The sequence below is a fragment of the Sphingobacterium sp. 1.A.4 genome (genome assembly GCF_002734245.1).
GTDB classification, from domain to species: domain Bacteria; phylum Bacteroidota; class Bacteroidia; order Sphingobacteriales; family Sphingobacteriaceae; genus Sphingobacterium; species Sphingobacterium tenebrionis.
Genome location: NZ_PEAZ01000001.1, coordinates 251,423 through 277,104, shown reverse-complemented (window position 1 = coordinate 277,104; position 25,682 = coordinate 251,423). Strand labels below are relative to the sequence as shown.

General features: G+C 42.6%; 29 protein-coding genes. 13 read left to right on the top strand and 16 right to left on the bottom strand.

What is annotated here, in order from left to right; genetic code table 11:
- Positions 1 to 77 precede the first annotated feature (77 nt).
- Positions 78 to 245, bottom strand: coding sequence for a hypothetical protein (locus CRJ00_RS18710; protein WP_180268393.1), 168 nt, complete (start codon positions 243 to 245; stop codon positions 78 to 80).
- An 81-nt stretch (positions 246 to 326) separates the two neighbouring features.
- On the opposite strand from CRJ00_RS18710, the gene CRJ00_RS01255 reads away from it, so the two are divergent.
- Positions 327 to 575, top strand: coding sequence for a DUF6358 family protein (locus CRJ00_RS01255; RefSeq protein ID WP_099365120.1), 249 nt, complete (start codon positions 327 to 329; stop codon positions 573 to 575).
- Between the two features lie 23 nt (positions 576 to 598).
- Here CRJ00_RS01255 and gcvT read toward each other — a convergent pair whose 3' ends face one another.
- From gcvT to CRJ00_RS01230, 5 genes are all read right to left on the bottom strand, one after another.
- Positions 599 to 1,678, bottom strand: coding sequence for a glycine cleavage system aminomethyltransferase GcvT (gcvT, locus tag CRJ00_RS01250; protein WP_099365119.1), 1,080 nt, complete (start codon positions 1,676 to 1,678; stop codon positions 599 to 601).
- Positions 1,679 to 1,759: 81 nt separating this feature from the next.
- Complete coding sequence (locus CRJ00_RS01245; RefSeq protein ID WP_099365118.1) at positions 1,760 to 2,443, bottom strand: pseudouridine synthase; 684 nt, start codon at positions 2,441 to 2,443, stop codon at positions 1,760 to 1,762.
- The gene (locus tag CRJ00_RS01240) at positions 2,443 to 2,811 is read right to left on the bottom strand and encodes a DUF4359 domain-containing protein (protein ID WP_099365117.1); all 369 of its coding nucleotides are present in this window, start codon (positions 2,809 to 2,811) and stop codon (positions 2,443 to 2,445) included. The genes CRJ00_RS01245 and CRJ00_RS01240 overlap by 1 nt, the downstream gene beginning before the upstream one ends.
- Before the next feature lie 31 nt (positions 2,812 to 2,842).
- Positions 2,843 to 3,322, bottom strand: a complete 480-nt coding sequence (locus CRJ00_RS01235) for a DUF4112 domain-containing protein (protein ID WP_099365116.1) — start codon at positions 3,320 to 3,322, stop codon at positions 2,843 to 2,845.
- Between the two features lies 1 nt (position 3,323).
- Positions 3,324 to 3,971, bottom strand: coding sequence for an SIMPL domain-containing protein (locus tag CRJ00_RS01230; RefSeq protein WP_257213651.1), 648 nt, complete (start codon positions 3,969 to 3,971; stop codon positions 3,324 to 3,326).
- Positions 3,972 to 4,186: 215 nt separating this feature from the next.
- On the opposite strand from CRJ00_RS01230, the gene CRJ00_RS01225 reads away from it, so the two are divergent.
- Positions 4,187 to 4,378: a cold-shock protein gene (locus CRJ00_RS01225; RefSeq protein ID WP_099365114.1), complete on the top strand. Its 192-nt coding sequence runs from the start codon at positions 4,187 to 4,189 to the stop codon at positions 4,376 to 4,378.
- Positions 4,379 to 4,462: 84 nt separating this feature from the next.
- On the opposite strand, the gene recO is transcribed toward CRJ00_RS01225, so the two are convergent.
- Positions 4,463 to 5,179, bottom strand: coding sequence for a DNA repair protein RecO (gene recO, locus CRJ00_RS01220; protein WP_099365113.1), 717 nt, complete (start codon positions 5,177 to 5,179; stop codon positions 4,463 to 4,465).
- Between the two features lie 5 nt (positions 5,180 to 5,184).
- Positions 5,185 to 5,427 (bottom strand): signal peptidase, encoded by a 243-nt coding sequence (locus CRJ00_RS01215; protein ID WP_099365112.1) that lies wholly within the window; start codon positions 5,425 to 5,427, stop codon positions 5,185 to 5,187.
- A 204-nt stretch (positions 5,428 to 5,631) separates the two neighbouring features.
- Here CRJ00_RS01215 and rpmB point away from each other — a divergent pair, with 204 nt between their 5' ends.
- The 7 genes from rpmB (at position 5,632) to CRJ00_RS01180 (ending at position 10,963) form a co-directional block, all read left to right on the top strand.
- Positions 5,632 to 5,865, top strand: a complete 234-nt coding sequence (rpmB, locus tag CRJ00_RS01210; protein WP_093100019.1) for a 50S ribosomal protein L28 — start codon at positions 5,632 to 5,634, stop codon at positions 5,863 to 5,865.
- Positions 5,866 to 5,939: 74 nt separating this feature from the next.
- Positions 5,940 to 6,122 carry a 50S ribosomal protein L33 gene (gene rpmG, locus CRJ00_RS01205; protein ID WP_002998409.1) on the top strand — a complete coding sequence of 61 codons (183 nt, stop codon included), beginning with the start codon at positions 5,940 to 5,942 and terminating at the stop codon, positions 6,120 to 6,122.
- A gap of 42 nt (positions 6,123 to 6,164) precedes the next feature.
- Positions 6,165 to 6,326, top strand: a complete 162-nt coding sequence (locus CRJ00_RS01200) for a DUF4295 domain-containing protein (protein ID WP_099365111.1) — start codon at positions 6,165 to 6,167, stop codon at positions 6,324 to 6,326.
- Positions 6,327 to 6,469: 143 nt separating this feature from the next.
- Positions 6,470 to 7,432 (top strand): signal recognition particle-docking protein FtsY, encoded by a 963-nt coding sequence (ftsY, locus tag CRJ00_RS01195; protein ID WP_099365110.1) that lies wholly within the window; start codon positions 6,470 to 6,472, stop codon positions 7,430 to 7,432.
- A 37-nt stretch (positions 7,433 to 7,469) separates the two neighbouring features.
- On the top strand, positions 7,470 to 8,804 hold the full coding sequence (rimO, locus tag CRJ00_RS01190; protein WP_099365109.1) for a 30S ribosomal protein S12 methylthiotransferase RimO: 1,335 nt from the start codon (positions 7,470 to 7,472) through the stop codon (positions 8,802 to 8,804).
- A gap of 37 nt (positions 8,805 to 8,841) precedes the next feature.
- Complete coding sequence (gene bshC, locus CRJ00_RS01185; RefSeq protein WP_099365108.1) at positions 8,842 to 10,431, top strand: bacillithiol biosynthesis cysteine-adding enzyme BshC; 1,590 nt, start codon at positions 8,842 to 8,844, stop codon at positions 10,429 to 10,431.
- Positions 10,432 to 10,441: 10 nt separating this feature from the next.
- Positions 10,442 to 10,963 (top strand): Crp/Fnr family transcriptional regulator, encoded by a 522-nt coding sequence (locus tag CRJ00_RS01180; protein WP_218962155.1) that lies wholly within the window; start codon positions 10,442 to 10,444, stop codon positions 10,961 to 10,963.
- A gap of 109 nt (positions 10,964 to 11,072) precedes the next feature.
- On the opposite strand, the gene ctlX is transcribed toward CRJ00_RS01180, so the two are convergent.
- On the bottom strand, positions 11,073 to 11,990 hold the full coding sequence (gene ctlX, locus CRJ00_RS01175) for a citrulline utilization hydrolase CtlX (protein WP_099365107.1): 918 nt from the start codon (positions 11,988 to 11,990) through the stop codon (positions 11,073 to 11,075).
- Positions 11,991 to 12,008: 18 nt separating this feature from the next.
- Entirely contained in the window at positions 12,009 to 12,923 is a 915-nt protein-coding gene (locus CRJ00_RS01170; RefSeq protein ID WP_099365106.1) for a dimethylarginine dimethylaminohydrolase family protein, read from the bottom strand.
- A 414-nt stretch (positions 12,924 to 13,337) separates the two neighbouring features.
- On the opposite strand from CRJ00_RS01170, the gene gcvP reads away from it, so the two are divergent.
- From gcvP to CRJ00_RS01150, 4 genes are all read left to right on the top strand, one after another.
- Positions 13,338 to 16,211 (top strand): aminomethyl-transferring glycine dehydrogenase, encoded by a 2,874-nt coding sequence (gene gcvP / locus CRJ00_RS01165; protein ID WP_099365105.1) that lies wholly within the window; start codon positions 13,338 to 13,340, stop codon positions 16,209 to 16,211.
- A 271-nt stretch (positions 16,212 to 16,482) separates the two neighbouring features.
- Positions 16,483 to 17,235 carry a 3-keto-disaccharide hydrolase gene (locus CRJ00_RS01160; protein WP_099365104.1) on the top strand — a complete coding sequence of 251 codons (753 nt, stop codon included), beginning with the start codon at positions 16,483 to 16,485 and terminating at the stop codon, positions 17,233 to 17,235.
- A 33-nt stretch (positions 17,236 to 17,268) separates the two neighbouring features.
- Entirely contained in the window at positions 17,269 to 18,090 is an 822-nt protein-coding gene (locus tag CRJ00_RS01155; protein ID WP_099365103.1) for an N-acetylmuramoyl-L-alanine amidase, read from the top strand.
- Between the two features lie 52 nt (positions 18,091 to 18,142).
- Positions 18,143 to 19,630, top strand: coding sequence for a TlpA family protein disulfide reductase (locus CRJ00_RS01150; RefSeq protein ID WP_099365102.1), 1,488 nt, complete (start codon positions 18,143 to 18,145; stop codon positions 19,628 to 19,630).
- On the opposite strand, the gene CRJ00_RS01145 is transcribed toward CRJ00_RS01150, so the two are convergent.
- From CRJ00_RS01145 to CRJ00_RS01120, 6 genes are all read right to left on the bottom strand, one after another.
- Positions 19,627 to 20,940, bottom strand: a complete 1,314-nt coding sequence (locus tag CRJ00_RS01145) for a nicotinamide mononucleotide adenylyltransferase (protein ID WP_099365101.1) — start codon at positions 20,938 to 20,940, stop codon at positions 19,627 to 19,629. The two genes, CRJ00_RS01150 and CRJ00_RS01145, sit on opposite strands and share 4 nt — an antisense overlap.
- Positions 20,941 to 20,974: 34 nt before the next feature.
- A complete protein-coding gene (locus CRJ00_RS01140) occupies positions 20,975 to 21,517 on the bottom strand; it encodes an NUDIX hydrolase (protein WP_099365100.1) in 543 nt (180 codons plus the stop codon).
- A gap of 43 nt (positions 21,518 to 21,560) precedes the next feature.
- Positions 21,561 to 23,300: a phospho-sugar mutase gene (locus tag CRJ00_RS01135; protein WP_099365099.1), complete on the bottom strand. Its 1,740-nt coding sequence runs from the start codon at positions 23,298 to 23,300 to the stop codon at positions 21,561 to 21,563.
- 73 nt (positions 23,301 to 23,373) lie between these two features.
- Entirely contained in the window at positions 23,374 to 24,024 is a 651-nt protein-coding gene (locus CRJ00_RS01130) for a hypothetical protein (RefSeq protein WP_099365098.1), read from the bottom strand.
- 1 nt (position 24,025) lies between these two features.
- Positions 24,026 to 24,898, bottom strand: coding sequence for an SDR family oxidoreductase (locus tag CRJ00_RS01125; protein ID WP_099365097.1), 873 nt, complete (start codon positions 24,896 to 24,898; stop codon positions 24,026 to 24,028).
- Position 24,899: 1 nt separating this feature from the next.
- Positions 24,900 to 25,664 (bottom strand): enoyl-CoA hydratase/isomerase family protein, encoded by a 765-nt coding sequence (locus CRJ00_RS01120; RefSeq protein WP_099365096.1) that lies wholly within the window; start codon positions 25,662 to 25,664, stop codon positions 24,900 to 24,902.
- Between the last annotated feature and the right edge of the window lie 18 nt (positions 25,665 to 25,682).

The window sequence follows — 25,682 nt, the reverse complement described above, 5'->3', positions numbered from 1 at the left end:
GTTATTATCCTTACCTTTGTTAGTATGAACAAGATGTTTCACCAGACTAAGCAGGCATTTATGTTTAGTCTGGTTTTTTATGCTTTATCTTTTCTATTGCTACTTTTTAAGGTAGGCATGGCCCCAATTATGTTCAGCATTTCCATGTTGTTGTCTTTGGTATGGGTAGTGCTGGTGCTCATGGAGATTATGAAATCAGGGCGCATATCGAATTCAGAAAGACTTTTATTAGCCCTATTTATCATCGTATTCAATATTGTCGCTGGAATCGTTTATTTTTACCTTTTGAGGGAACGGGTTACCGGCATTAAAATCATAAAAAAGAAATGACAAAGAAATTTATATTAAACATTGTACTGAATTTATTCATCGTATTCTTGGTACTTAGTGGCTGGGCGGCTTTTAACAGCGGGAATATGTTGATCTTGGGGATTTCCATCGCCTTAATGGTTGTTCTGATCTATTTAAAAGTAGTTTTATTGAAGCAGGTGAAGCGAGAGGTAAAAACGAAGCAGAATGAAAGATTCCAACAACAACAGCAAAGTGTAAAGCATAAAAAAGGGGCTAGAAAATAGCCCCTTTTCAATTATAATTTATTCTATTTTACGAAAGGAGGTTTTTTAACCACCGCTTTGATCGGTTGATTACGGATCGAAATAAAGATTTCGGTTCCTTCTTTTGTAAATGCTGTATCCACATAGCCTAAGCCAACAGATTTTTTAAGGGAAGGTGATTGTGTTCCAGATGTAACACGACCAATTTTATTACCTTCTGCATCTACAATCTCATAATCGTGACGAGGAATACCTCTATCGATCATTTCAAATCCTACCAATTTTTGGGATACTCCTTTTTCCTTTTCTGCTTTCAGGTTTTCCGAGTTTACAAAATCCTTGGTGAATTTAGTAACCCATCCCAAACCTGCAGCTAATGGAGAGGTGTTATCGTCGATATCATTTCCATATAAACAGAAACCCATCTCTAAACGTAGGGTATCACGAGCACCTAAACCGATAGGTTTAATGCCATAAGGCTTACCAGCTTCCATGATCGCATTCCATACTTGTTCTGCATGTTTATTGTCCACATAGATCTCGAAACCACCTGCACCAGTGTAACCTGTAGCAGATACCAATACGTTCTCTACACCTGCAAATACCCCTTTTTGGAAGGAGTAATACTCCATTGGTGACAATTCGATATCTGTTAAACCTTGAAGTGCATCAGCAGCTTTTGGTCCTTGAACGGCGAATAAGGAAGTTTCGTCGGAGATGTCTTTCATCTCTACGCCAAATTCATTGTATTTGCTGATCCAGTTCCAATCCTTCTCGATGTTGGAAGCATTGACAACCAATAGATAGGTCTGATCGTCGATTTTATAGGTTAAGAAGTCATCAACAACACCACCGGTTTCATTCGGAATGTAGCCATACTGTACTTTTCCATCATAAAGTTTGGAAGCATCGTTTGAAGAGATCTTTTGGATGAGGTCTAGGGCTTTTTCGCCTTTTAGGATAAATTCTCCCATGTGGCTCACATCAAACATACCTACGCCCGTGCGCACGGTTTCATGCTCGTCGTTGATACCTGAATATTGCACAGGCATATTAAAACCAGCAAAAGGAACCATCTTAGCACCCAAAGCGATATGTACGTTTGTTAACGCAGTATTTTTCATGATAATTCAATGAGTTTTAGTTCTTACAAAAATAGGAATTTAAACGACAAAAGGACGTTGTTTTACTAAAAGTTAAGTATACTATAGGGAAATATTCAGGATTTGGAGTGCTTTTAGGAATTCAGGTTGCAAATCGGCCTGTATAAGGATCTCTTTTCCGGTTTTTGGATGATTAAACTTCAACTGGCTCGCATGCAAAAGCATGCTGTCATGGTTAAAAGTTTCTTTCCAAAGTTTGTTCTGTTTGTTGCAGCCATGTGGCCGATCTCCGATAATGGGATGGAAAATATGGGCAAAATGCCTTCTAAGCTGGTGCATCCTTCCTGTCTCGGGCATCGCTTTGACCAAACTGTATCTTGATGTGGGGTGTTTTCCGAAAGGAAGATCGATTTCAGCTTTTCTTAGCAGTTGGTAATGGGTCAATGCATCCTGCAGGAGCCCGTTCTCTTTTTTCAGCGGATAGTCAATAGTTCCCTGATCTTCTGGATGGCCTCGCAATATGGCCAGGTATTCCTTTTTGACCAGGTTATTGGCGAAAGCCTGTTGGATAAGGATGTCCATCTCTTTGTTCAGGGAAAACAAGAGCACCCCACCTGTTTTTCGGTCGAGGCGATGGGCTGGGTAAACGGCCTGTCCAATCTGGTCACGGAGTTTTTGCAGGGCAAATTCTGAGGTGTCGGCAGCAATGGATGAACGATGAACCAAAAGACCATGCGGTTTATTGATCGCGATCAGTTCTTCATCTCGGTAAAGAATCTCTAACATTATTGGTTTTTGAGTACTTCGATCAATTTATCTGCTTTTTCATCCAGTTTAGGGCTTATCCAGACTTGGCCAAAGGCCCCTCCACCCACTATGACCTTCTCTCCATTCCAGTTGATCTTCGACAAAGAAAACAGATAATAATTGGAGGTAGTGGTATAGGAATTGACGAATTCGCGGATCACCTGGTCTCCGAAAAGCATCATGCCCAGTTCTACAGCACCTTTATCTTCGTATTTCAATTGCTTTTGCAAGATATCCTTTGCCTTGGTGCTCAAGGCAGCCTCCATTTTTTCTTTGGAAGGGTTGGTGAATACAGCCGCCAACATGATCACCACTAAGGTAATCGCGAAGATTCTGGTTTTGCTCATGGGGTAAAGTTAATGCTATTTGGGCAGATAACTAAAAAATCAAACCAATTAACCATAAGGTCAATGCATACATCAGGAACAGGAATACCAACACGAAAGCAAATAGGATAATGCCTATGGTCAAAAGAATGCCGACACCAGATCCTTGATGCTTGTTTTCATAATAGTGTTCCCGAAGTAGTTTGATGTTCTTTTCATTTGCCTTGTTGAAAAAATCGAAGATGTTTCCAAGCAAAGGAATGGATCCCAAAATAGCGTCATAGGTTACATTGAGCAACATTTTAATGGTCAGTTTTCCACTTGCCCCGTTTCGGTACATGACCGTTACGAGCACCAGGGAAATGATCAATGTGGCTGCCTGTCCAGCAAATGGGATAAAATTAAGAATGGGGTCTAGGCCAAACTTGAAGTTTCCAATGCGGAAACGACTATCCATTAAAACAGATAGCCGTTCCACCCATTGGAAATCCTGGGATATTCTTTCTTGCTTACTTACGTAGCGATTTTCCATATTATTTTAACTCGAAAACTGCATCAATGTTGCAGGTCAATTTGATAGGACGAATGTTCAGGTCCAAGCCCTCTCCTGCAGCATCCATTTCTGCATTTGCCGTTTTGGCCATGCTGTACATTCTTGGTTGTGGCATGATCTCGTTCCAGTTAACATTACTATTATCATTGATCATTAAGGCCTTCCCTACCGATCCACCATCAGCATTCGCTAATATTTCAGCATTCGTACGGGCATCTTTGACCGCTGCGGTTTTCAATTCCTTTTCGATCTGTCTTTTTTGCGAATGATCATAACCCGAAATCGATGTGCTCTGCAGTCCTTTAGGATCAACTTCGTCCATCATGGTGTTCAGGTTGTTCAAATTAGTTACCTTAATGCGGTACTGTCTAGATTGCAAAAGCTCATTGTTCTTCTTTTTGGTCTCTGCATTATAGCTATAGATGTTCTGGATGGTAAAATCGTCCTTCCTTACACCATTTTTCATGGCCGCATCAAAAAGTTGTTTTTCCAATGTTTCGATACTTACTTTCTTCTTGCTGTTGCCATCTTGGTAATATTCTTTCAATGAGATGGATAAGTAAATGATATCCGGGGTTACTTCTTTTTCTGCATAACCACGAGTTGAAACTCTTCTGCTATTTTCCATAAGTGAATTTTGGGCTTGTGTACTAACAACTGCGGTTAATAAAACAAGGAGTGTTAATATTTTTTTCATATTATTTTTTGTTTCTTTAAGGTGATTGACAAAAACCTTTCCAAAATAGACAGATAAAAATTTAGATTGTTTAAAAGGAAAGGGGAAAAAATTAATTCATTTTTAGAAAAAATATAATATCTTTAAAAAAAACAATAATTAATAACATGCAAGAAGGAGTAGTAAAATTCTTTAATGAAGCCAAAGGTTTCGGTTTCATCATTCCAAATTCTGGCGAAGGTGAAATCTTTGTTCACGTTTCAGGATTAGTAGACAAAGTTCGTGAAAAGGATCATGTGTCTTACGAAGTGGAACAAGGCCGTAAAGGTCTTAACGCGGTAAATGTAAAACTTATCTAAGGAATAGATTCAAAATATATTTATTGTGGCAAAGCTCATTGGTTCATCATCAATGGGCTTTTTCATTTGTAGGGAATGGAAAACTTAACTAAAGATTTCCTCCAAAATGTACAAAGCATTCAATTCGCCAAAATTCTCCGTATGCAAACGATAATAATCGATTATTTTCTGTAATAAATACGATCGATCCTCTTTATTTAGTTTTATTTTGTTACAATCGTTAAAATTTGTTTGCAGTAAATCCCTTAGGATCTGGCTGTAAGGTTCCTGAATGACCTGTACATGCCCAGGTAAAACCGAGGTAAACACCCCCTCTCGAAGATCAAAATAAGGTTTATTGCTGATGGCGGGTCTAAAGCCGAGGTAATGGCTCAATTTCAGGAGGAATACCAGATGGTAGTTGGCAAGTCCTTCAGAACTTTCATCCAACCAGATGATGGCATTTTCCAGAAAATGAAATAACTGTGGATCGGAATGCTGATGACGCAGCACCTTATATAAAACCTCATTGAGGAAAATGGCCAAGGAACTTTTTACGATATCCAAAGGAATGGATCGTAAGGTAGGCACCTGATGCGCCTCTTTTATCCGTTGCAGGCTGCCACCCTCTTTATTATAGACCACCAATTCCAATAAATGCAGGGGTTGCAGCATATTCGTTGGAATCTTGGCCTTAGGCTTCCGAGCGCCATTTATTAAATACGATTGAAGCCCGAGTGCTTCTGTATAAATCTGTGCAACGACAGAGCTCTCCGAATAATTGGTGATCTTTAATGGAATACCCTTGGTTTGGATCAGCATATCCCCTATTCTTTCTCCTGATTCTGTTCTTCCTGTTTTTTATTCCGATCATCGATCAGGGTTTTCCGGTCGATCTTACGAAATATGCGATACACCAAAAGAACAAATCCATATCCAAACAAGATCACTCCTACGGTCATGAGTATCTTATACCAATGATTTTCGGCTTCCATCAGGTCGTAACTGATGTAAACGGCGATTATCCCGGTAATTGCGAGTGATAATCCTTTAACTAGATATTTATTCATTGTGAATTGTTGAAAACTATTGTTGGCAATAGCTATTAATGCTTATGCAAAATACAGTATTTTTGTTGACTTCTACAGACTCCACAGATATTTTTAAAATATTTCCTAAATTTCTATTGTATTTCCCAAAAGAAATATAGATATTTGCACACTCGTTTCTAAGAGACGTTTACAAATAAGAACAACAATAAAAAATCGAATATCATGTCAAGAATTTGTGATTTAACAGGCAAGACGGCATTAAAAGGAAATAACGTATCTCACTCGAACGTTAAAACTAAACGTAAATTCTATCCTAATTTACAGACTAAACGTTTTTACATTCCTGAAGAAGACCGTTGGATTACATTGAAGGTGTCTACATCAGCAATCAAAACTATCAATAAGAACGGTATTACAGCAGCGATCGATAAATTCATCAAAAAAGGTCATATTTAATAGATAGACGCCTGTTGTATCAACAATAATAAGAATCATGAAATTCACCCGTGAGGGTATAAATAAGTAAGACAATGGCAAAAAAAGGAAATAGAGTACAAGTTATCCTTGAGTGTACTGAACACAAAGAAAGTGGTCTTCCGGGAATGTCTCGTTATATTACCACGAAGAACAAAAAGAACACAACTGAGCGTTTGGAATTGAAGAAATTCAACCCAGTATTGAGAAAAGTAACTGTTCATAAAGAAATTAAGTAATTAACTTTGGATAGCGCGCTATCCTGATAAAAATATAATACCATGGCAAAGAAAGCGGTTGCATCATTACAAAAAGGTGGTGGTAAGGAATACACTAAAGTAGTTATCACTACTAAATCTGCAAAAACTGGCGCTTATACTTTCAAAGAAAGTATGGTACACAACGACAAAGTAAAAGAGGTTGTTGCTGCAGCTACAAAATAAGCAGATCGATATTCCTTTTTTTAAAGTTTTTCTTTAAAAATCTTATTCATAGCCGTTTTGGTATATCCAAAAGGGCTTTTTTAGTATCTCGTATTTCAGTATATTTGGTTCAACATCATCCGGTATTATAACACATTAACATCATGGGATTATTTGATTTTTTCAAGAAGAAACAGGAGACCGTAGAGGTACAAGAGGCCTTGGATAAGGGCTTGGAGAAAACCAAAGAGGGGTTCTTTTCCAAGATCACAAGAGCCGTAGTAGGGAAGTCGACCATTGATGATGATGTGTTGGATAACCTGGAGGAAGTATTGGTGACTTCTGATGTCGGTGTTACCACCACATTGAAAATCGTAGACCGTATCCAAAAACGGGTAGCGGAAGATAAATATGTATCTACGGATGATCTTAACCGTTTATTGAAGGATGAGATCCAAGGATTATTGGCCGAGAACAACAGCAATGATTTCGAAACCTTTGAGTATGGAAATCAGAAACCCTATGTGATCATGGTGGTGGGTGTGAATGGCGTTGGCAAAACAACGACCATTGGTAAGTTGGCCCACCAACTGAAAGAAGCAGGAAACAAAGTGGTACTCGGTGCTGCCGATACCTTTAGAGCGGCGGCAGTCGATCAGATCCAGCTTTGGGGAGAACGTGTGGGTGTTCGTGTTGTTGCTCAACCGATGGGGTCCGATCCGGCATCCGTTGCCTATGATACCGTTAAATCGGCGGTAAGTAATGGCGATGATGTAGCGATTATCGATACTGCAGGACGTTTGCACAATAAAGTAGGCTTGATGAACGAGCTGACAAAGATCAAGAATGTGATGCAGAAGGTCATTCCGGATGCTCCGCATGAGATCTTGTTGGTATTGGATGCATCGACGGGCCAAAACGCGATCGAACAGGCAACCCAGTTTACCCAAGCTACCGATGTAAATGCCCTGGCATTGACCAAATTAGATGGAACAGCAAAAGGTGGGGTGGTCATCGGGATTTCAGACCAATTCAAAATACCTGTAAAATATATTGGAGTAGGGGAGAAGATCGGTGATTTACAGTTATTTAACAAAAAAGACTTTGTAGATTCTCTATTCAAATAGGGGTAGATTCTCTATTCATATAGGCTACAACATTCATATGAAAACAAAGAAAGCACAAATCGGTTCAGCGATCCAAAAACCACGCGTCAATGTGGTTACTTTGGGCTGTTCCAAGAATATACACGATAGTGAAGTATTGATGGGTCAATTGAAGGGCAACCAATTAGAGGTTGTTCACGAGGCCAGCAACATCCAATCTTCGGATATCGTGGTCATCAATACCTGTGGATTTATCGATAACGCCAAACAGGAATCCATCGATACGATTCTACAATTCTCCGAATTGAAAGATCAGGGGAAAGTGAACAAGGTGATTGTAACAGGCTGTTTATCCGAACGCTATAAGCCAGAGCTGCAATCGGAGATTCCAAACGTGGATGCCTTTTTCGGCACCAATGATCTTCCGGAATTATTGTCCAGTATCGGAGCGGATTACCGCCACGAATTATTGGGAGAAAGATTATTGACCACGCCTTCCCACTATTCTTATTTCAAGATCGCAGAAGGGTGTAACAGGCCTTGTTCTTTCTGTGCCATTCCTTTAATGCGCGGAAAGCATGTGTCCAAATCCATCGACGACCTGGTAAAGGAAGCTAAATTTTTAGCCTCCAATGGTACCAAAGAATTGATCCTGATTGCTCAGGATCTTACCTATTATGGGTTGGATATTTATGGTAAGCGTAATCTTTCGGACCTGATGCGTCATTTATCGGATGTGGATGGAATCGAATGGATCCGCTTACAATATGCTTATCCTTCTGGATTCCCCATGGATATCCTGGATGCAATGAACGAGCGTTCCAACATCTGTAACTACCTGGATATGCCTTTACAGCATATCTCCGATCATATGTTGACCTCCATGCGCCGCGGTACCAATAAGCAAAAACAGATCGACCTGGTGAACAAAATCAGGGATAAGGTGCCTGATATTGCGTTGAGAACAACCTTGATCTGTGGTTATCCAGGCGAAACAGAAGATGATTTTCAAGAGATGTTGGAATGGGTAGAAGATACCCGTTTCGATCGTTTAGGATGTTTTACCTATTCCCACGAAGAAAAAACCCATGCTTATTCCTTGGAGGACGATGTTCCTGAGGAGGTAAAACAAGAGCGTGTAGACCAGATCATGGAGGTGCAGCAGGAAATTTCCTACGACATCAACCAGACGAAAGTCGGCAAGGAATTTAAGGTCCTGGTGGACCGTGTGGATGGTGATTTCTTTATCGGCCGTACCGAGTACGATTCTCCGGAAGTGGACAACGAAGTGGTATTTGATGCAAAAACAAATTATGCTCGAATAGGAGATTTTGTGCAAGTGAAGGTGGATCGGGCTGAGGACTTCGACCTCTACGGATCTATTGTCAGATAACTTACTCCCTCTTCAATTTAAATAAGACCAGGATTAGATGAAGGCCACTTATATAGACTACAGTGACACCAATAGTTTTTCAAAAACCCTATTGGCCTATTTAGGGAACAATGAAAAATTGGCGCCCTTTTATGGCAATAAGCCTGATATAGCCGGATTTGGGGAGCAGATCAAACTGAAAAAGGGATTTGCTCACCGAGAATTATTGGCCAAGGAACTGAAAGAACAGTATAAGGACCTGTTGGAATCTTCTCCACAGGTGGCCCAACATATTCAATTATTGTCCGATGAAAACACCTTTACGGTAACCACGGGCCATCAATTGAACATCTTTACAGGGCCCCTTTATTTCATCTTCAAGATCGTAACGGCTATCCGTTTAGCAGAGGATCTGAAGAAAGCATACCCCCACAAAGAGTTTGTTCCTGTTTATTGGATGGCTACTGAAGACCACGATTTTGCAGAGATCAACCATACGCGGGTGTATGGCAAAAAGATCGAATGGAACGAAGATGGAGTTTCTGCTACCGGCCGGATGAGCACAGATACCATGGCAGAGGTCGTGAAGCAATACACCAATACGTTTGGATTATCCGATACGGCAACCAAGCTTACCGAGATGGTTCAGGAAGCCTATCTAAAAGGAAGGTCCTTAGCGGATGCCACCCGAGTCTTTGTCAATGAAATCTTCAAAGATTACGGTCTAATTATTATCGATGCTGATAGAAAGGCATTCAAGGAGCTTTTTGCGCCCATCATGACCGAAGATGTCCTACAGGAAAAAAGTTTTAAAGCGATCAACAAGACGTCTGAACAATTGGAGGAGGAGGGTTTTGATACCCAGGTTCATGCGCGGGAAATCAATTTCTTTTACTTAACGGATGAATTCAGGGAGCGTTTGATAAGAACTGAAGACGGACGCTTTGAGGTACTGCATCAGAACCTCTTTTTTACCGAAGCAGAACTCTTGGAAGAGATCAAGAATTTCCCGGAAAGGTTCAGCCCGAACGTGGTCATGCGGCCGATGTACCAAGAGATCATTCTTCCAAACCTGGCCTATATAGGAGGGGGAGCGGAGATTGTTTATTGGTTACAGCTGAAAGCAAATTTTGATCAATATAGCGTACCTTTCCCGATCCTGATCCCGAGGAACTCGGCCATGATCAGCGACGATGGTTTGGCAAGTAAGATCTTCCGGTTGGATTTTACCTTTAAAAGTATATTCAAGCCTTTGAATTCCCTGAAGAATGAATATGTAAAGCGGAAGACCAAACAGCGCTTGCAGCTTCAGGATGAATGGATGGAAATGAATGCCATTTTTGGACGCATCAAGTTAAGGGCCCATAAGATAGACCCCACTTTGGCGGCAAGTACCGATGCGGTAAAGGCAAGGCTGAAGAAGGCCATGAACAACCTGGAGAAGAAATTCCTGAAAGCGGAAAAGAGAAACCACGAAGATGCCTTGATCCAGATCGAGCGCATCAAGGATAGGTTGTTCCCTGGGGGAGGATTACAGGAACGTACCGATAATTTTGCCGTGCTATACCTAAAATACGAGGAAGATTTGGTCAAGGAATTGGTCAAGGCATTCCATCCGTTGGATTTTAAATTCACCATCCTTTATTAGTTTTTTTATCATGACGGAAGAGCAATTAAAAGGCAGTAATTTTTATAGCTACTATAGTGAAAAGGCTGGCTTAACAGATGCTGATTTCCAGGCCCTTCAGCCGTATTATGAACTGAAGGAGCTTTCGCACAATCAGTATGTGATGCGGTCTGGTGAAGTATGCCGTTCCGTGCTGTTCGTGGAAGAAGGTCTCCTGCAGTTTTTATCCCTGGATGAAAAAGGAGGGGAGCATATCCTTCAGTTCGCCCCGGAAAACTGGTTGATCTCCGATCGTTCCAGCATGTACTTTGATGAACCTTCCTTGTATTTCATAAAGGCCATTGAACCCAGCAAAGTGGTGTTCATTCATCCGAATTTCTTTACAGAAGCCGGTAAACTGAATTTTGATTTCAGCATGTTCACCGAAAGGTCATTGCAACGGAGTATCTATTACCTGCAGAAAAGGATCAACTCCTTGCTGGCGATGACCGCTAAAGAGCGCTATCTGGAGTTCATGGAGCTTTATCCAAGCCTTTTGTTACGGGTTCCATAATGGATGATCGCTTCTTATCTAGGCATTACCCCCGAAAGCTTAAGCCGTGTAAGAAGAGAGATCGCTAAAGACAGTTTTTAAGTAGCAAAATAAAGAAGGCAGCGCCATTCTATTCATAGAACAACTCTGCCATCATGCATCTCGCACTTCCGCCACCATATTTCTCAATACTATATAGCGGGGCATGCAGTATTTTCCCATGCTTCTCCAAATGCTTGATCTGCTCCTCATCCAACGCTTCAAATGCCTGACTACTCATACAGATATAGGGCTCCCCATCCGTGTTTTTTACTTCAAGGATATTGCCGGCAAATTGATGCATCTGCTTTTCGCTAATGCGGATGATCTCTTTTCCCGTTTCCTTAAGCTTATCAACAACCAACATCCTTTCCTTTTCTTCCTTGATGCTATCCAGGCAGATCAAACAGAAAGCTGTCCCTACGGACATCATCACGTTGGTATGGTAGATCGGAAGGTATTGGCCATCGACCAACTGAACGGCATGGAAAGCGATGGTTTGATACCCCTGATCTTCGCCGTACTGTTGGAGCACCTGTTCATCCGCACGGTCGGAAATAGAGCAGTAGGCAACCTTGTTCACGCGATCCAAGATCAGGACACCCGTTCCTTCCAGAAATTTGTTCTGATCTTCAAAATGGGTGTAATCCGTTAGTTTGTCAAAGTGATAGCCCAATTTGTCCAATTTTCCCAAGTAGTTCAATGTCCTTTCACGGCGTCTGTTTTCGGCAAACATCGGATAGATTATGGCTTGGTTCTGATGGAAGGAGATCACGTTGTTCGGGAAAAGACTATCGGGCGTATCCTTACTGCCGTCATCTTGAATAACAACAACCTTTATACCTGCGCTTTTTAGCGTGCTCACAAAATTATCAAACTCAGCTAAGGCCAGTTCGGCCAATCGTTTCGATTCGCTATCATCTGATTGGAAATAGTTGTTTACCGCAGTCTCTTCATTTTTTCGAAAGCTGGATGGCCTGACCATCAAGATGCTATCCGTTGTTTGCATATATGATATCTAAAATAATTATCCTCTGTATAAAGGAAGGGTTGAACAGCGCAAAAGTCCCTCTTGTTTACCGATTTCATGGTAGGGAATGGGTTCCACCACAATGCCCTGTTCCGTTAGCCAGTTGTTCAAACGGGTGAACCGCTGCTCGGATACTACTACCTTTTCATCGATAGAGAACACATTGGAGAACATCTGGTACATCTCATCAGCTGTAATATGGAACAGGTTTTCCTTGCCAAATAGCTCAACGAGGTAGGTATAATCTTCCTGATCCAAAAATCCACCCGGATAGATGATCCCTTTATCCTTGCCAACAGGTTGGAAACAGCAATCCAGATGAAGGGCATTCTCCCGGGCATTGCTCATGGACTTGACCAAATTGAATTCTTTTACTTTTTTGCCCGGAAAAAGATCCCGTATAAATTCGACACCCTTCATGTTGGTCCTGGCCGTATTGTAATCCGCGTAGTCCGCTCCTTTATAGGTACCGATAAAGATATGATCGTTCCAGAGGATAACATCTCCACCTTCCATATGGATATCCTCAGGTGCGGTAATGAGCTTTTCCGAGGGGATTTCTTTGACCAGGTATTGGATAGCTTCCCACTCTTGAGCCCGATCGGGCAGGATATTGGATTTTATAAAATAATCGTCGATCACGAAACCGATATCGCGGGTAAAAATCTGGTTCAGGTTGGGGATAAGCTCAGGACGGTATACCTTGACCTCATAACTTTCAAGAACCGTTTTAAAGGCATCCATTTCTGCTACCATATCGCGTTCGGTGGGGTATGTTCCAGCCAAGATATGTTCCAAAGATTTGGGGTCGTAAGCCTCTTCGGCCTTGGGGGTAGGACCATTTTGATGGGCAATACCCAGGATAACAGCTTTTAATCGGTTTGTTTCATTGTTAACTTGTAGTTTCAGCATAAAATTTTTAATTGGCTTGCGCCTAAATTAACAAAGATTCCTATCATTATTAAAAACGGCGATATTATTATAAATTCTTAATTTTTAAGGCGTTAATGCTGTTATTTCTTTATAGAATGGGCGGTCCTCAATAGCGAAAATGAAAGGAAATTGTTTATTGATTGTCTTTTTTTTAAAATATAGGTATACATTGATTTACGATAATTCAGGAAGCGTATTGCTGTAAAAACAAGGAATTAACCGCCTTTTTAAAATTCTTGTATCGTATTGGGTTTGAAATTGTTTTGCGCATAAAATTATACGCAATCGTTTGATATAATTATAAAAGTTTTGCACCCTATTGTAGGTTAAGAAATTCGCGTGAAAAAGCGTATCTTTGCACATCAGTTCCAAAAAGTTACAATAAATACAACAATGAGTAACGTATTTTACCAAGAGAAATTTGAGGATCGCCACAACGGTCCAAGTTCTACGCAAGTAGAAGAGATGTTAACCGTTTTAGGCGTGAGTTCCTTGGACGAGTTGATCGAGCAGACAGTTCCAGCGCAAATTCGTAAGAAAGAGGCATTAAAGCTTCCAAAAGCACTTAGCGAAGTGGCTTACCTGGAAAAGATTGCTCAAATCGCAGAGAAGAACAAGGTTTTCAAGTCTTATATCGGTCAAGGGTATAATGATGTGATCCTTCCTGGGGTTATTCAGCGTAACGTGTTTGAAAATCCAGGATGGTATACGCAATATACGCCCTACCAAGCGGAGATCGCACAGGGCCGTTTACAGGCTTTGTTGAACTTCCAAACGATGGTGTCTGATCTGACCGGATTGGAAATTGCTAACGCTTCCTTATTGGACGAGGCTACAGCAGCAGCCGAAGGGATGTTCATGTTGTACAGCGCACGTAAGAACAAGGATGCCAATGTATTTTTGGTTACTCCAAACATCTATCCACAAACATTGGATGTATTGCAAACAAGAGCGGTTCCATTTGGTGTGGAAATCCGCGTAGCAGACCTTACGGTAGAAAATCTTACCGATGAGGTGTTTGCTGCCTTCATCCAATATCCTGCAGCAGATGGTTCCATCGCTGATTATAAAGAATTCACGGCATTTGCCCATGATAAAAACATCACGATCTGTGTTGCTACCGATCTGATGTCATTAGCATTATTGACGCCTCCAGGAGAATGGGGAGCAGATGTAGTGGTAGGTAACTCCCAACGCTTTGGTGTACCAATGGGTTTTGGTGGTCCTCATGCGGCATTCTTTGCTACAAAAGATAGTTTCAAACGTAATATTCCTGGTCGTATCATCGGGGTAACCTCTGATTCGAACGGGGAATACGCTTTGCGTATGGCTTTACAGACCCGTGAGCAACATATCCGTAGAGATAAGGCATCTTCCAATATCTGTACAGCACAGGCATTATTGGCAATTATGGCCTCTTTCTACGCGGTTTACCACGGTCCAAAAGGCATTAAGAACATTGCATCAAGAATCCATGACCTTGCTCGTTTGACTTCTAAAGCCATCCAAGCATTGGGCTATAAACAAACCAACGAAGCTTACTTCGATACCTTACGTTTTGATGTAGCGGATCAGTTTGTGGCGTTGAAGTCTGAGGCGTTGAACAACGAATTGAATTTCTTCTACGGTGAAGGTACCGTAGGGATCTCCATCGACGAAACGACTACTTTCCAAGATGTGGAAACCATCGTAAAGGTATTCGCTAAGGTAATTGGCAAGTCCTTGAACGAAGTGGATGTACAGAGCTTTGTAAACGAATTAGAGGTGGTTATTCCGGAGAACCTAGAGCGTGCTTCAGAATACCTTACCCACCCTGTTTTCAACAGCTACCACTCCGAAAGTGAGATGCTTCGTTACATCAAATCATTGGAAGCTAAGGATCTTTCTTTATGCCATTCGATGATTCCTTTGGGGTCTTGTACCATGAAATTGAATGCAACTACGGAAATGGTTCCTGTAACATGGGCTCGTTTTGGTGGTCTGCATCCATTTGCTCCGGTTGACCAAACAAGTGGTTACATGCAATTGATCAACGAATTGAACGATTGGTTGTGTGAGATCACCGGATTTGCAAAAATGTCCTTCCAACCAAACTCTGGTGCACAAGGTGAATATGCTGGATTAATGGTAATCCGTGCTTACCACCATAGCCGTGGAGATTTTGATAGAGATATCTGTTTGATCCCTGCTTCGGCACACGGAACCAACCCTGCATCCGCTTCTATGGCCGGATTGAAAGTGGTTGTGGTAAAATGTGATGATCGCGGAAACATTGATGTGGAAGACCTTAAGGCAAAAGCAACAGAGCATGCCGCTAAGTTGAATTCCTTAATGGTGACTTATCCATCTACCCACGGTGTATTTGAAGAGCCGATTGTAGAGATCTGTAATATCATCCATGAAAATGGTGGTCAGGTCTATATGGATGGTGCGAACATGAATGCGCAGGTTGGATTGACCAGCCCAGGTTATATTGGTGCAGACGTTTGTCACTTGAACCTGCACAAAACTTTCTGTATTCCACATGGTGGTGGTGGTCCAGGTATGGGTCCTATCGGTGTGGCAGCACACTTGGTACCATTCTTACCTAACCATGAGGTTATTGAGATCTCTGGCGAGGAAGGTATTTCCGCAGTTTCTGCGGCTCCATTCGGTTCGGCTTCCATCTTGGTTATCTCCCATGCCTACATCGCTATGATGGGCGGAGAAGGCCTAACAGAGGCTACCAAAACAGCGATCTTAAATGCCAACTATATCAAAGCTCGTTTAGAGCAACATTATCCGGTATTGTATGCGGGTGCCAACGGTCGTTGTGCGCACGAGATGATCTTGGATTGTCGTTCTTTCAAAAACGTAGGTATTGAAGTAGCTGATATCGCAAAACGTTTAATGGACTATGGATTCCACGCTCCTACGGTTTCTTTCCCTGTGGCAGGTACCTTAATGGTAGAACCAACTGAGTCGGAATCTAAACCAGAATTAGATCGTTTCTGTGATGCCCTGATCGCTATCCGTAAGGAAATTGCTGCGGTTGAAAATGGTGAGGCGGATCAAAAAGACAACGTACTTAAGCATGCGCCACATACAGCGCGCGTAGTGACAGGTGATGAGTGGGATAGACCTTACTCCCGTCAGACTGCAGCTTATCCAATCGAATATTTGAGGGTGAATAAATTCTGGCCTTCTGTAGGTAGGGTGAATGATTCTCAAGGAGATAGAACATTGATCTGTTCTTGTCCTCCAATCGAGGCTTACGCGGAAGCATAAGCTTAGGTAAAATAAAATTTTTTTAGAAGCCGTATCAATCTTGTTGATACGGCTTCTTTTTTATCCCCGAAGTTTCGTATACTAGTTGAGCAAAAATCTTATGTTTTCCTATGGTAAAACCATGATTTCGCTGTGAAATCATGGATAAAGTATGTTTAAAGCATGTTTTAATATGTACAACATAGGATTTACATACTTTCACCATGCTTTCACTATGGTTTCGGAGCGAAGCAAATTTTTCTTATTTTAGGTTCAAATCAACCCCTTGACCATGAACAAATACGCCTACCTTATCCTATCCATCCTTACCTTTAGCCTTTTTTCCCTACCCTTACATGCCCAGAAGAAACTATTCCAGTTCGGTATGGAAAAAAACTTTGATGAAAGCATCATCAACCCCAAAGCGAAAGGGAAAGCCATTACCTGGTATGATGTAAACACCTCCGATACCACCTGGAAAGCCAAGGGAAATCTCCTTAAGAATTTGGGAAACCCAATCGGAGTGGTTCGATCGGAGAAAATGTATGAGAATTTCATCATGCATGTAGAATGGCGGCATTTGGAAAAGGGGGGCAACTCGGGGATTTTTGTATGGTGTGATGCCAAGGCGGATCCCAAAACCCGATTACCCATGGGGATGGAAGTGCAGATGTTGGAGCTGGATTGGGTGAACATCAATGCGGTAAATGGGGTTCAGCAGCCTATCGCCTATGTACACGGCGAGCTGTTCGGAGCCGGTGGCATGACCGCATCCCCCGATAATCCCAGAGGGAGCAGAAGCAAATCCTTGGAAAACCGTTGCCTAGGTGTAGGGGAGTGGAATAAATACACGGTGGTCTGTATTGATGGGACAGTGAAACTCGCGGTGAACGGAAAGTTTGTCAATAGCATCCGTTTGGCCTCCAAGAGGAAGGGATACCTCTGTCTGGAAGCAGAGGGAGCCAAGATGGAATTCCGCAATCTGCAGATCATCGAATTGGAACCGGGAATAGAAAGATCTGAATTCGTTGTAGATGCGCTCTAAAACCTTATATTTGTTTACCTATTTAAAAAGACCATGCTAAAAAATACCCTAACATATTTGTTCATCGCCCTGTTGGCTACCTCCTGTGGTGGCGGAAAATATGCGGCAACAGAAAAGGTTTATAAGAAAAAGGCCAAGGAATACGCGGCCATCTATAAAGAAGCCCCTGTAGAAAGCCAGATCGCAAAAATAGCTGCAGCCAACAAGGAATGGATCGGTTCCATCAATTTCGGGATGAGGAAGCCGAATTATGTCATGATCCACCATACGGCTCAGAAAGACCTGGACCAGACGGTAAGAACCTTCCATAGTGAAAGAGCTGCGGTAAGTTCGCATTATGTTATCGGTAGGGAAGGAAAAATCGTTCAGATGGTGAATGATTATTACCGAGCGCACCATGCCGGGGCAGGAAAATGGGGAAATGATACCGATCTGAATTCCTCTTCCATCGGGATTGAGTTGGACAACAACGGTACAACAGATCCTTGGCCGGAAGTACAGATCAATGCTCTGATCCAGCTATTGGCTTACCTAAAAGAAAGCTATAAGATTCCGCAGGCCAATTTTATAGGACATATGGACTATGCTCCAACCCGCAAGAACGATCCTTCCCGGTTTCCTTGGAAAACATTGGCCGATAAGGGATATGGGTATTGGTACGATGGGGTGTTGGAAACTCCTCCAGTAGGTTTTGATCCTAAAATTGCGTTACGCATTATTGGATTTGATGTGAAGAATCTGGATGCAGCCATTAAGGGATTCAAATACCATTATATTCAAAAAGACGTTACATCCGCTACCTTAACGGAAGAGGATATGAAGATTCTGTACGCCATATTCAAGAAATTTCTATAGGAAAGCCAAGGGAAAATACGTAAATTAGGTAGCAACCATAGATCCTTTTTTTATGAAAAGATGCCTGATTATCTGTCTGCTGTTGGTACAGTACATTTTTGTGCAAGCCCAAACAGCAAAAATCACCTTTGAAAACACGCTGTCCAAAACTGGGGAAGTCGGTTTCTATTTACCCGGACCTCCCAAATCCTCTTTCCAACTTTTTGGGGATTCAGCCGAAGGAAATTACTTTTTTAAGGATGGGATATTAAAGCAGGATATCCATGTTAAGGAATTAACCCCCATCTATTATTATGCTGGAAAGCTGAGAGGATACCTGTATGTTTCGCCAGGGGATGATCTTCATGTAAAATTTTCCAGAATAGGAGACAAAGACAGTGTTACCATCACGGGTAAAGGGGCAAACAATAATCAATACCTAGGATTAACAACTTCGCTAAATAGGGAGGCCTTTAAAAATGATACCCTTCCGGATCGGGTATTAGCCGAAATCAAAAAAATGGATCTCCAGAACCAAGTAGCTATTCAGCGTTATATCAAAAAGCATAAGCCTACAAAGGCTTGGAAAGATATGATGGCGCTTAACCAGAAATATACTCCCCTCGACCTATTTGTAGGTTTCAGTGGCAACCAAAAATTCAGCTATCGAAATAAAAAGAACTATAGGGAACTGAAAGCGGTATGGGACAAAAAGCAGGATAGTTTATTGAATGCTGTGGATATTCAGGATACGAAAGCCGTCAAATCGGAAGTCTTTTACAGTTTCTTGAGTGATTACCTACTGCGTAAAAAGGAATCCTTATGGGAACAGATGAAAGATTCTACCGTGATGCAGAAATATTATCCAGGCATGACTCGGGAAGAGGCCTTAAAAATGCATTCCAGTGATTCAGAAAACCAATTTGTAGAGCGGATGATAAACCAGGAATTTCAGGGCAAGGTGAATGAATTGGCCTATGCCAGTTTGTTGAACAATATCCAGCGTGACAAGAAGACCAATGCTGCAGCAATCATTGACAGATTCGAAAAGAAATATCCAGACAGCGAATACCTGAAAGTATTTGCACCGATGATTTCGGAAGTAAGGACCAATGAAGCCAGGAAATTGAACGATAAAATGATTTTCATCCCTGGCGGAACCGAATTCAGCAATTTCGATCAGGTATTGGAAAAAGTGAAGGGGAAAACCGTATTGATCGATCTTTGGGGCAGCTGGTGTGGGCCATGTCATCAGGAGATTCAAAAAAATGCTGGGCCATTGAAGAAACACTTCGCAGACAAGGACGTCACGTTCATGTACATTGCCAACTATGATGAAGGCAAGGACGAGCAGCTTAAGAAACTGATTGCCTACTATAACATGGAAGGCTTACATATCAATGCTAATAGAACACTTACGGACGATATCTTAAAAAAAACGGGAGCCTCTGGCTTCCCGTCTTATATCATCATCAAAAAAGATGGTTCTTATGAACTGTCCAAGGCCGGTTACCCGATGAAACGGGATGAGCTCATTAAACAGATCGAAGAAAGTCTTTAGACTGTTTTTACGAACTTCTCATCGAAGTTCTCGATATCTACAATGTACTTGTTGTTGATCAGGAAGTCGAACAAAGGTTTTGCTTCCTCGGATACCGGTACGTTCTTCGTCGTTACGATCTTATTGTTTTTCTTGTCCAAATAAGGATAAGCATATAATTTCACGTTTTTACTGAACATGCCGGAAATATAGGATAGCAATTCGTTGGTGTACTGCTCCTTGTTGTAATTATCGGTATTGAAAATATTCTTCAGGTTGGATACGTTGGTCGCAATTCCTACATTCTTCGGTTTGAAGGTCTGTACGAATTCTGCCAAATGATTGTTCCTACGGAAGTTGGAAACCAGGATATTGTTCCCTGTGGAACATAGGTATTCAGCGCGTTCAGCGAAATACACCAGATCCTCATCTGTAATGCTGGCGTTCTCATCCAATACATTCCCCATCAATACCTCAATAAGCACCACGCTATCTTCCGGAACTGCGCCGGTGTTCTTCCGGAATTCCTCCACCGCTAGGTTGAAGAGGTCAAAGTTTGGATTGGACTTTTGGCGGTATTTGGTACGAAGGATAATGATGTTCTTTTTGTAGAGGTAATCCTTGATCTGCGCGGCTTTTCCGTCGGGCCTGAAGATGGCTGCCTTGGCGAATCCTTTTGCGATCAGGTATAGGTTCAACAGACGCTCATTCGCATTGGCAAACAAGGGCCCGGATACTTTGACCAGGTCAATCTCTACCGAACCTACCGAAAGGTTGTCTACCAGCGATTCGATCATGGTCTGCAGGTTCTCTGCGTAGTAATAGGCCGCAAATACCAGGTTTACCCCTAAGATACCCAATACTTTGGATTGTAGCCTGTTGTCACTATCCAACAAACGAACGTGCATTACGATGTCATTGGTCGGTCCATCCACCTCATGTTGGAAACGGATCCCGATCCAGCCGTGCGGCTCGTTGGTCTTCGTGAAATTCAAGGTGGTTACCGTATCGGCAAAGGCAAAGAATTTTTTGGTCTGGTATTTATCACCCTGTAAACGTTCGGTCAGGAGGTCGAACTCATGGGTCAACATTTTATTCAATCTGGTACGGCTCACATATCTTCCGGACTCTTCCACGCCATAGATGGCGTCGGAGAAAGCCATATCATAGGCCGACATGGTTTTTGCTATGGTACCTGAGGCAGCACCGGCCTCAAAGAAGTTCCTTGCTACTTCCTGTCCGGCTCCAATTTCAGCAAATGTACCGTAGATATCTGCGTTGAGGTTGATTTTAAGCGCTTTTCGCTTGGTTTCGTAAATTTCTCTAGCCATACGGCAAAGGTAACAAAATACCGCTAAATATTGCTTACAGCAGGCCTAACTTGTTAAAGGTATAGAATAGGGCAGAGCTGTGTAGCGCCTGCCCAATCTTGTTGTCCAATAGAAATTGTTTGGCTTCATTGATGCTCATCAGCACGACCTCGATGTCCTCCGAAGCGTCAAGTTCCTGTTCCTGAACCTTCTTGCCCCCTTGAAGTAGGTAGGTATAGGTCAGGTTGCCCGATGTGGCCGGATTGGCGAACAGTTCGCAGATATATTCGATGTTATCAAAAGCGTAGCCGGTTTCCTCCAACAATTCCCTGCGGGCAGCGAGTTCCGGATCTTCCCCCGGCTCTACCACACCAGCAGGCAATTCGACCATGATTTCATTTGCACCATGTCGGTATTGCCGCACGAAAAGGATTTCCTGGTCTTCGGTAATCCCTACCATATTTACCCAGGTAGGGTATTCCAGCACGTAATATTCTTCTTTGATATTCCCATTGGGCATCTCCAGCTTATCAATGCGAAGGGTGGCCCAAGGGCGTTGGATGATATAGTCACTTGATAAAACTTTCCACTTTTCCATCTGATCGGTTTAATCTCTTGTTCCGTTTGTTCCTTTATTCCAATTAGTCTTTTACAATATCGGCCATCATCTGCCTTACCTTATCGTCTAATCGGTTAGAAAACTGACCATAATCCTCGGTAAATTCCAAGGGTTCTCTTACGGAGCAATAGAATTTTATCTTAGGCTCGGTGCCGGAAGGTCTTGCTGAAATAACATCCCCATCCATGGTGATGAACTGCAGCACATCAGATTTTGGAAGATCGATCTTGCTTTTCTGCCCGGTCTTCATATCTGTAGCTTCGCCTTTTTCATAATCACGCACTTCCGAAACGGCGATTCCACCCAGTTCTTTGGGAAGATCTGCCCGTAGATCGGCCATCATCTGTTTGATCTCATCAGCTCCCGCTTTCCCTTTTTTCGTTAAGGAGATCAACTTCTCTTTGTAGTAGCCATATTTCATGTAAAGGGAGATCAGTACATCAAAGAGCGATTTCCCTTGGTTCTTGAAATAGGCCGTCATTTCGGCGATGAAAGCACAGGCATTTACCGCATCTTTATCGCGAACCAGGTCGCCTACCAAAAAGCCATAGCTCTCTTCGCCGCCTACCAGGTAATTTTCCTTTCCCTGTACCTTGGTCATTACCTCCCCGATAAACTTGAATCCGGTTAGGGTCTCATAATACTTCACATCAAAACTTTCGGCGATATCCGAGAAGAGGTTTGAGGTAACAATGGTTTTGACGATGTAATCGTTTGATTTTAGCTGTCCCAGATCCTTTTTGCTGGAAAGTACATAATAGGTCAACAGGGAACCGATCTGGTTTCCATTGATCAATTGGTATGCTCCTGATGGCAATTTGATGGCTACACCGACACGGTCAGCATCAGGGTCTGTGGCCATGACCACATCGGCATCCAGTTCCTGGCCTTTCTGCATGGCTTTGGACATGGCTTCTTCTTCTTCCGGATTTGGATAAACCACAGTTGGGAAGGTTCCATCGGGCTGCGCCTGTTCATCGACCACAGCCACCTGCTCAAATCCCCAAGCGTTCAGCATCTTCGGAACAATGGTGATACCTGTACCGTGGATCGGAGAATAGACAATTTTTAGATCCTTTTGGGCTTTGACCGCTTCCGGATGTATGCTCAAGGCCAGATTGGCATCGATATAGATCTGATCAAAATCCGCATCGATCAATTCGATATTGGAATCTTTACGCTCAAATTTTATTTCTGATACCGATTTGATCGCATTGACCTCGGTAATGACATTCTTATCATGTGGAGCCACCAATTGGCCACCATCATTCCAGTAGGCTTTATAGCCATTGTATTCTTTGGGGTTGTGGGATGCGGTCAGCATCACACCACCCTGGCATCCGAAATGGCGCACGGCAAAGGACAACATCGGCGTAGGACGTAATTCCTTGAACAGGTAAACCTTGATGTCATTGGCAGAGAATACATCCGCCACCAGATGGCCAAAGGCCTTTGAGTTATTACGGCTATCGTAAGAAACGGCTACACTGATCTGTTGGTCTGGGAATTGTTTTTTGAGGTAGTTGGCCAAGCCTTGGGTTGCTTTTCCGATGGTGTATTTGTTCATCCTATTGGATCCTACTCCCATAATACCACGCAATCCTCCAGTTCCGAACTCCAATTCTTTATAGAAGGAATCCAACAGTTCGGTTTCCTCATTCTGATCTACCAATTGTTGGATTTTGGAAACGGTTTCCTGATCGTACTCACTGCTCAACCATTGGTTGATTCTGTCTTGTGTTTCTTTATCTAAAGTGCTCATAAAGCGTATTTTGGCAATATTAATAAGTTTTTGTGTGTTTAGTGGTTCCTGTGGTGATTTTTAGTTGTTGTGTTTAGGCGTCGCAGCCGGCATAGGCACGATCCAAAATGGTCACATACCAACTCCTATCAAATTTCTTCACATGGAAAATAAGGTGGTCATTTTCTTGGGCCAGAATAACGCGATAAGCACCATCTTCTAAGGCTGCTATTTCTTTTTTCTCCGCAGCATCAAATTTGGTATCCTCGAATTCTTCCAAGAATTTGGCGATGGCTTCCAAAGGTCTATTTACAGTTGTTGCTGTTGTATCGCAAAAGAAACCGATTTTGTCCCATTTCATGGTTCCGCAATCATAGCTTGGAAGGGATTCGAATTTCAACACCTGGTTATTGACGAAAACAGGATAGGCATAATAATGAGGCATCGGGTTTTTAAAATCGATGCTATCGATGATGGTATAGGTATCTGCTGCACCTGGCCGATGGATTACCGCAATACCATGTTCCGGATGGATCAAGGCATTGATCTTTCCATTGTCCTCACTCAGGTAAGCCCTTGCGAAACGCGTAATCACCTCGGAAATCTGTTGTATTTCTTCCGGATTGTTCATCTCAACACGTTGTGTGCTATCCTGATGGGCTTCCACTTTTTTGCCCGAATTGTTACATCCCGTAACGAACAATAATAGTAGGCCAAGTAGGCCTAACAAATTCTTTTTGATCATGTTATTTGTTGTTTTTACGGATCATCTCCTCAATGGAATCCCACATGTCATTTGGGATAGCTTCCAGCCCGCTCAACTGACCGGCACCTTGCAACCATTCGCCTCCATCGATACTGATGATCTCTCCATTGATATATCCGGCAAAATCTGAAATCAAAAACGCAGCCAAATTCGCCAATTCCTGATGCTCACCAACACGTTTTAAAGGTACGCGTGTTTTGAAGTCGAATTTCTTGGCGAGATCGCCGGGTAATAGCCTATCCCAAGCCCCTTTTGTAGGGAAAGGTCCAGGAGCGATGGCGTTGTGACGGATTCCATATTTTCCCCATTCTACCGCCAAAGAACGGGTTAATGTTAAGACCCCACCTTTGGAAACGGCCGAAGGTACAACATATCCAGAACCTGTGAAAGCATAGGTCGTAATTATGTTCAGTACGTTTGCAGCCTGTTTTTTCGCAATCCATTCTTTACCAAATTCTAGGGTACAATTGATGGTACCTTTCAGCACGATATCAATAATGGTCGAAAAAGCATTCGCCGACAATCGCTCGGTTGGGGAAATGAAGTTTCCCGCGGCGTTGTTCACCAATACATCCACTGCACCGAAGGCTTCTTCCGCTTTAAGGCGTAATTGTTTCACGTCTTCCACATCGCGGATGTCGCAGGCAACAGGTAATACGGGGTTTCCGGTCTTGTCCGAGATCTCCCTTGCGGTAGCTTCTAGGACATCGAGTTTCCGGCTACTGATGACCAGGTTTGCGCCCAGTTCAGAAAAATAGGTAGACATGGCTTTTCCAAGTCCGGTTCCTCCGCCCGTAACCACGACGGTTTTCCCTTTTAGGGCATCCTTTTGTAGTGCTCCTTGTACTGCCATATTATTTTTTCGTTAAGTTATCGATGATTGTCTGTAGGATGGCCCGAGTAGATGGTGCCCACCATTGTTTCAATACCTGTTCAATGGCATCGCCTTTTGTTTCCATCACCTGGGACAAGAGGTTTTTTCGGATGTTCAGTTTGGAAGCCTGCCAGGCTTTCTTGTCGTACTGCATATATTGCTTGGCTTTTCGGCCAGCTGCGGTCTGAATCCGATCAAAGGAAACAACCTCATCGATAAGCCCTACTTTCAAGGCTTCTGCAGGAGGCAATAGTTTTCCTTCTAACAAAAAGCGCGCGGCATTGGCAGAACCTATCCAGAAGCTATATAGTTCGAAGATGCTGCTCGGCACGATGATGCCTACAGGAACCTCGTTCAATCCGATGATGTAATCACCTTCGGCCATGATCCGATGGTCGCAGCATAAGGCGAGTACACAACCTCCTGCTGGGCTATGCCCTGTAACTGCAGCGATGCTTGGCTTCGGAAAGGAAGCTAATTCGTAGATCAGGTTGATGAATTTTTCCCAAAAGGTACGCATCTGTCCTTCGTCGTATTGAAAAAGAGTGATCAGGTCCAATCCGGAGGTGAAGAAAGCTTCCTTGCCCTGAAGAACGATGGCTTCTATAGCTGCATCTTCCCTTTGTGCGATCAAAGTGGCTGTTAATTCTTCGATCATCTCCAAATGCATGGCATTGGATTTCCCACGATCCAGCTGTATATGACAAATATGATCGGTAACTTGCGTTTTTATGAATGTTCCCATTTTTTACTGTAAACGTTG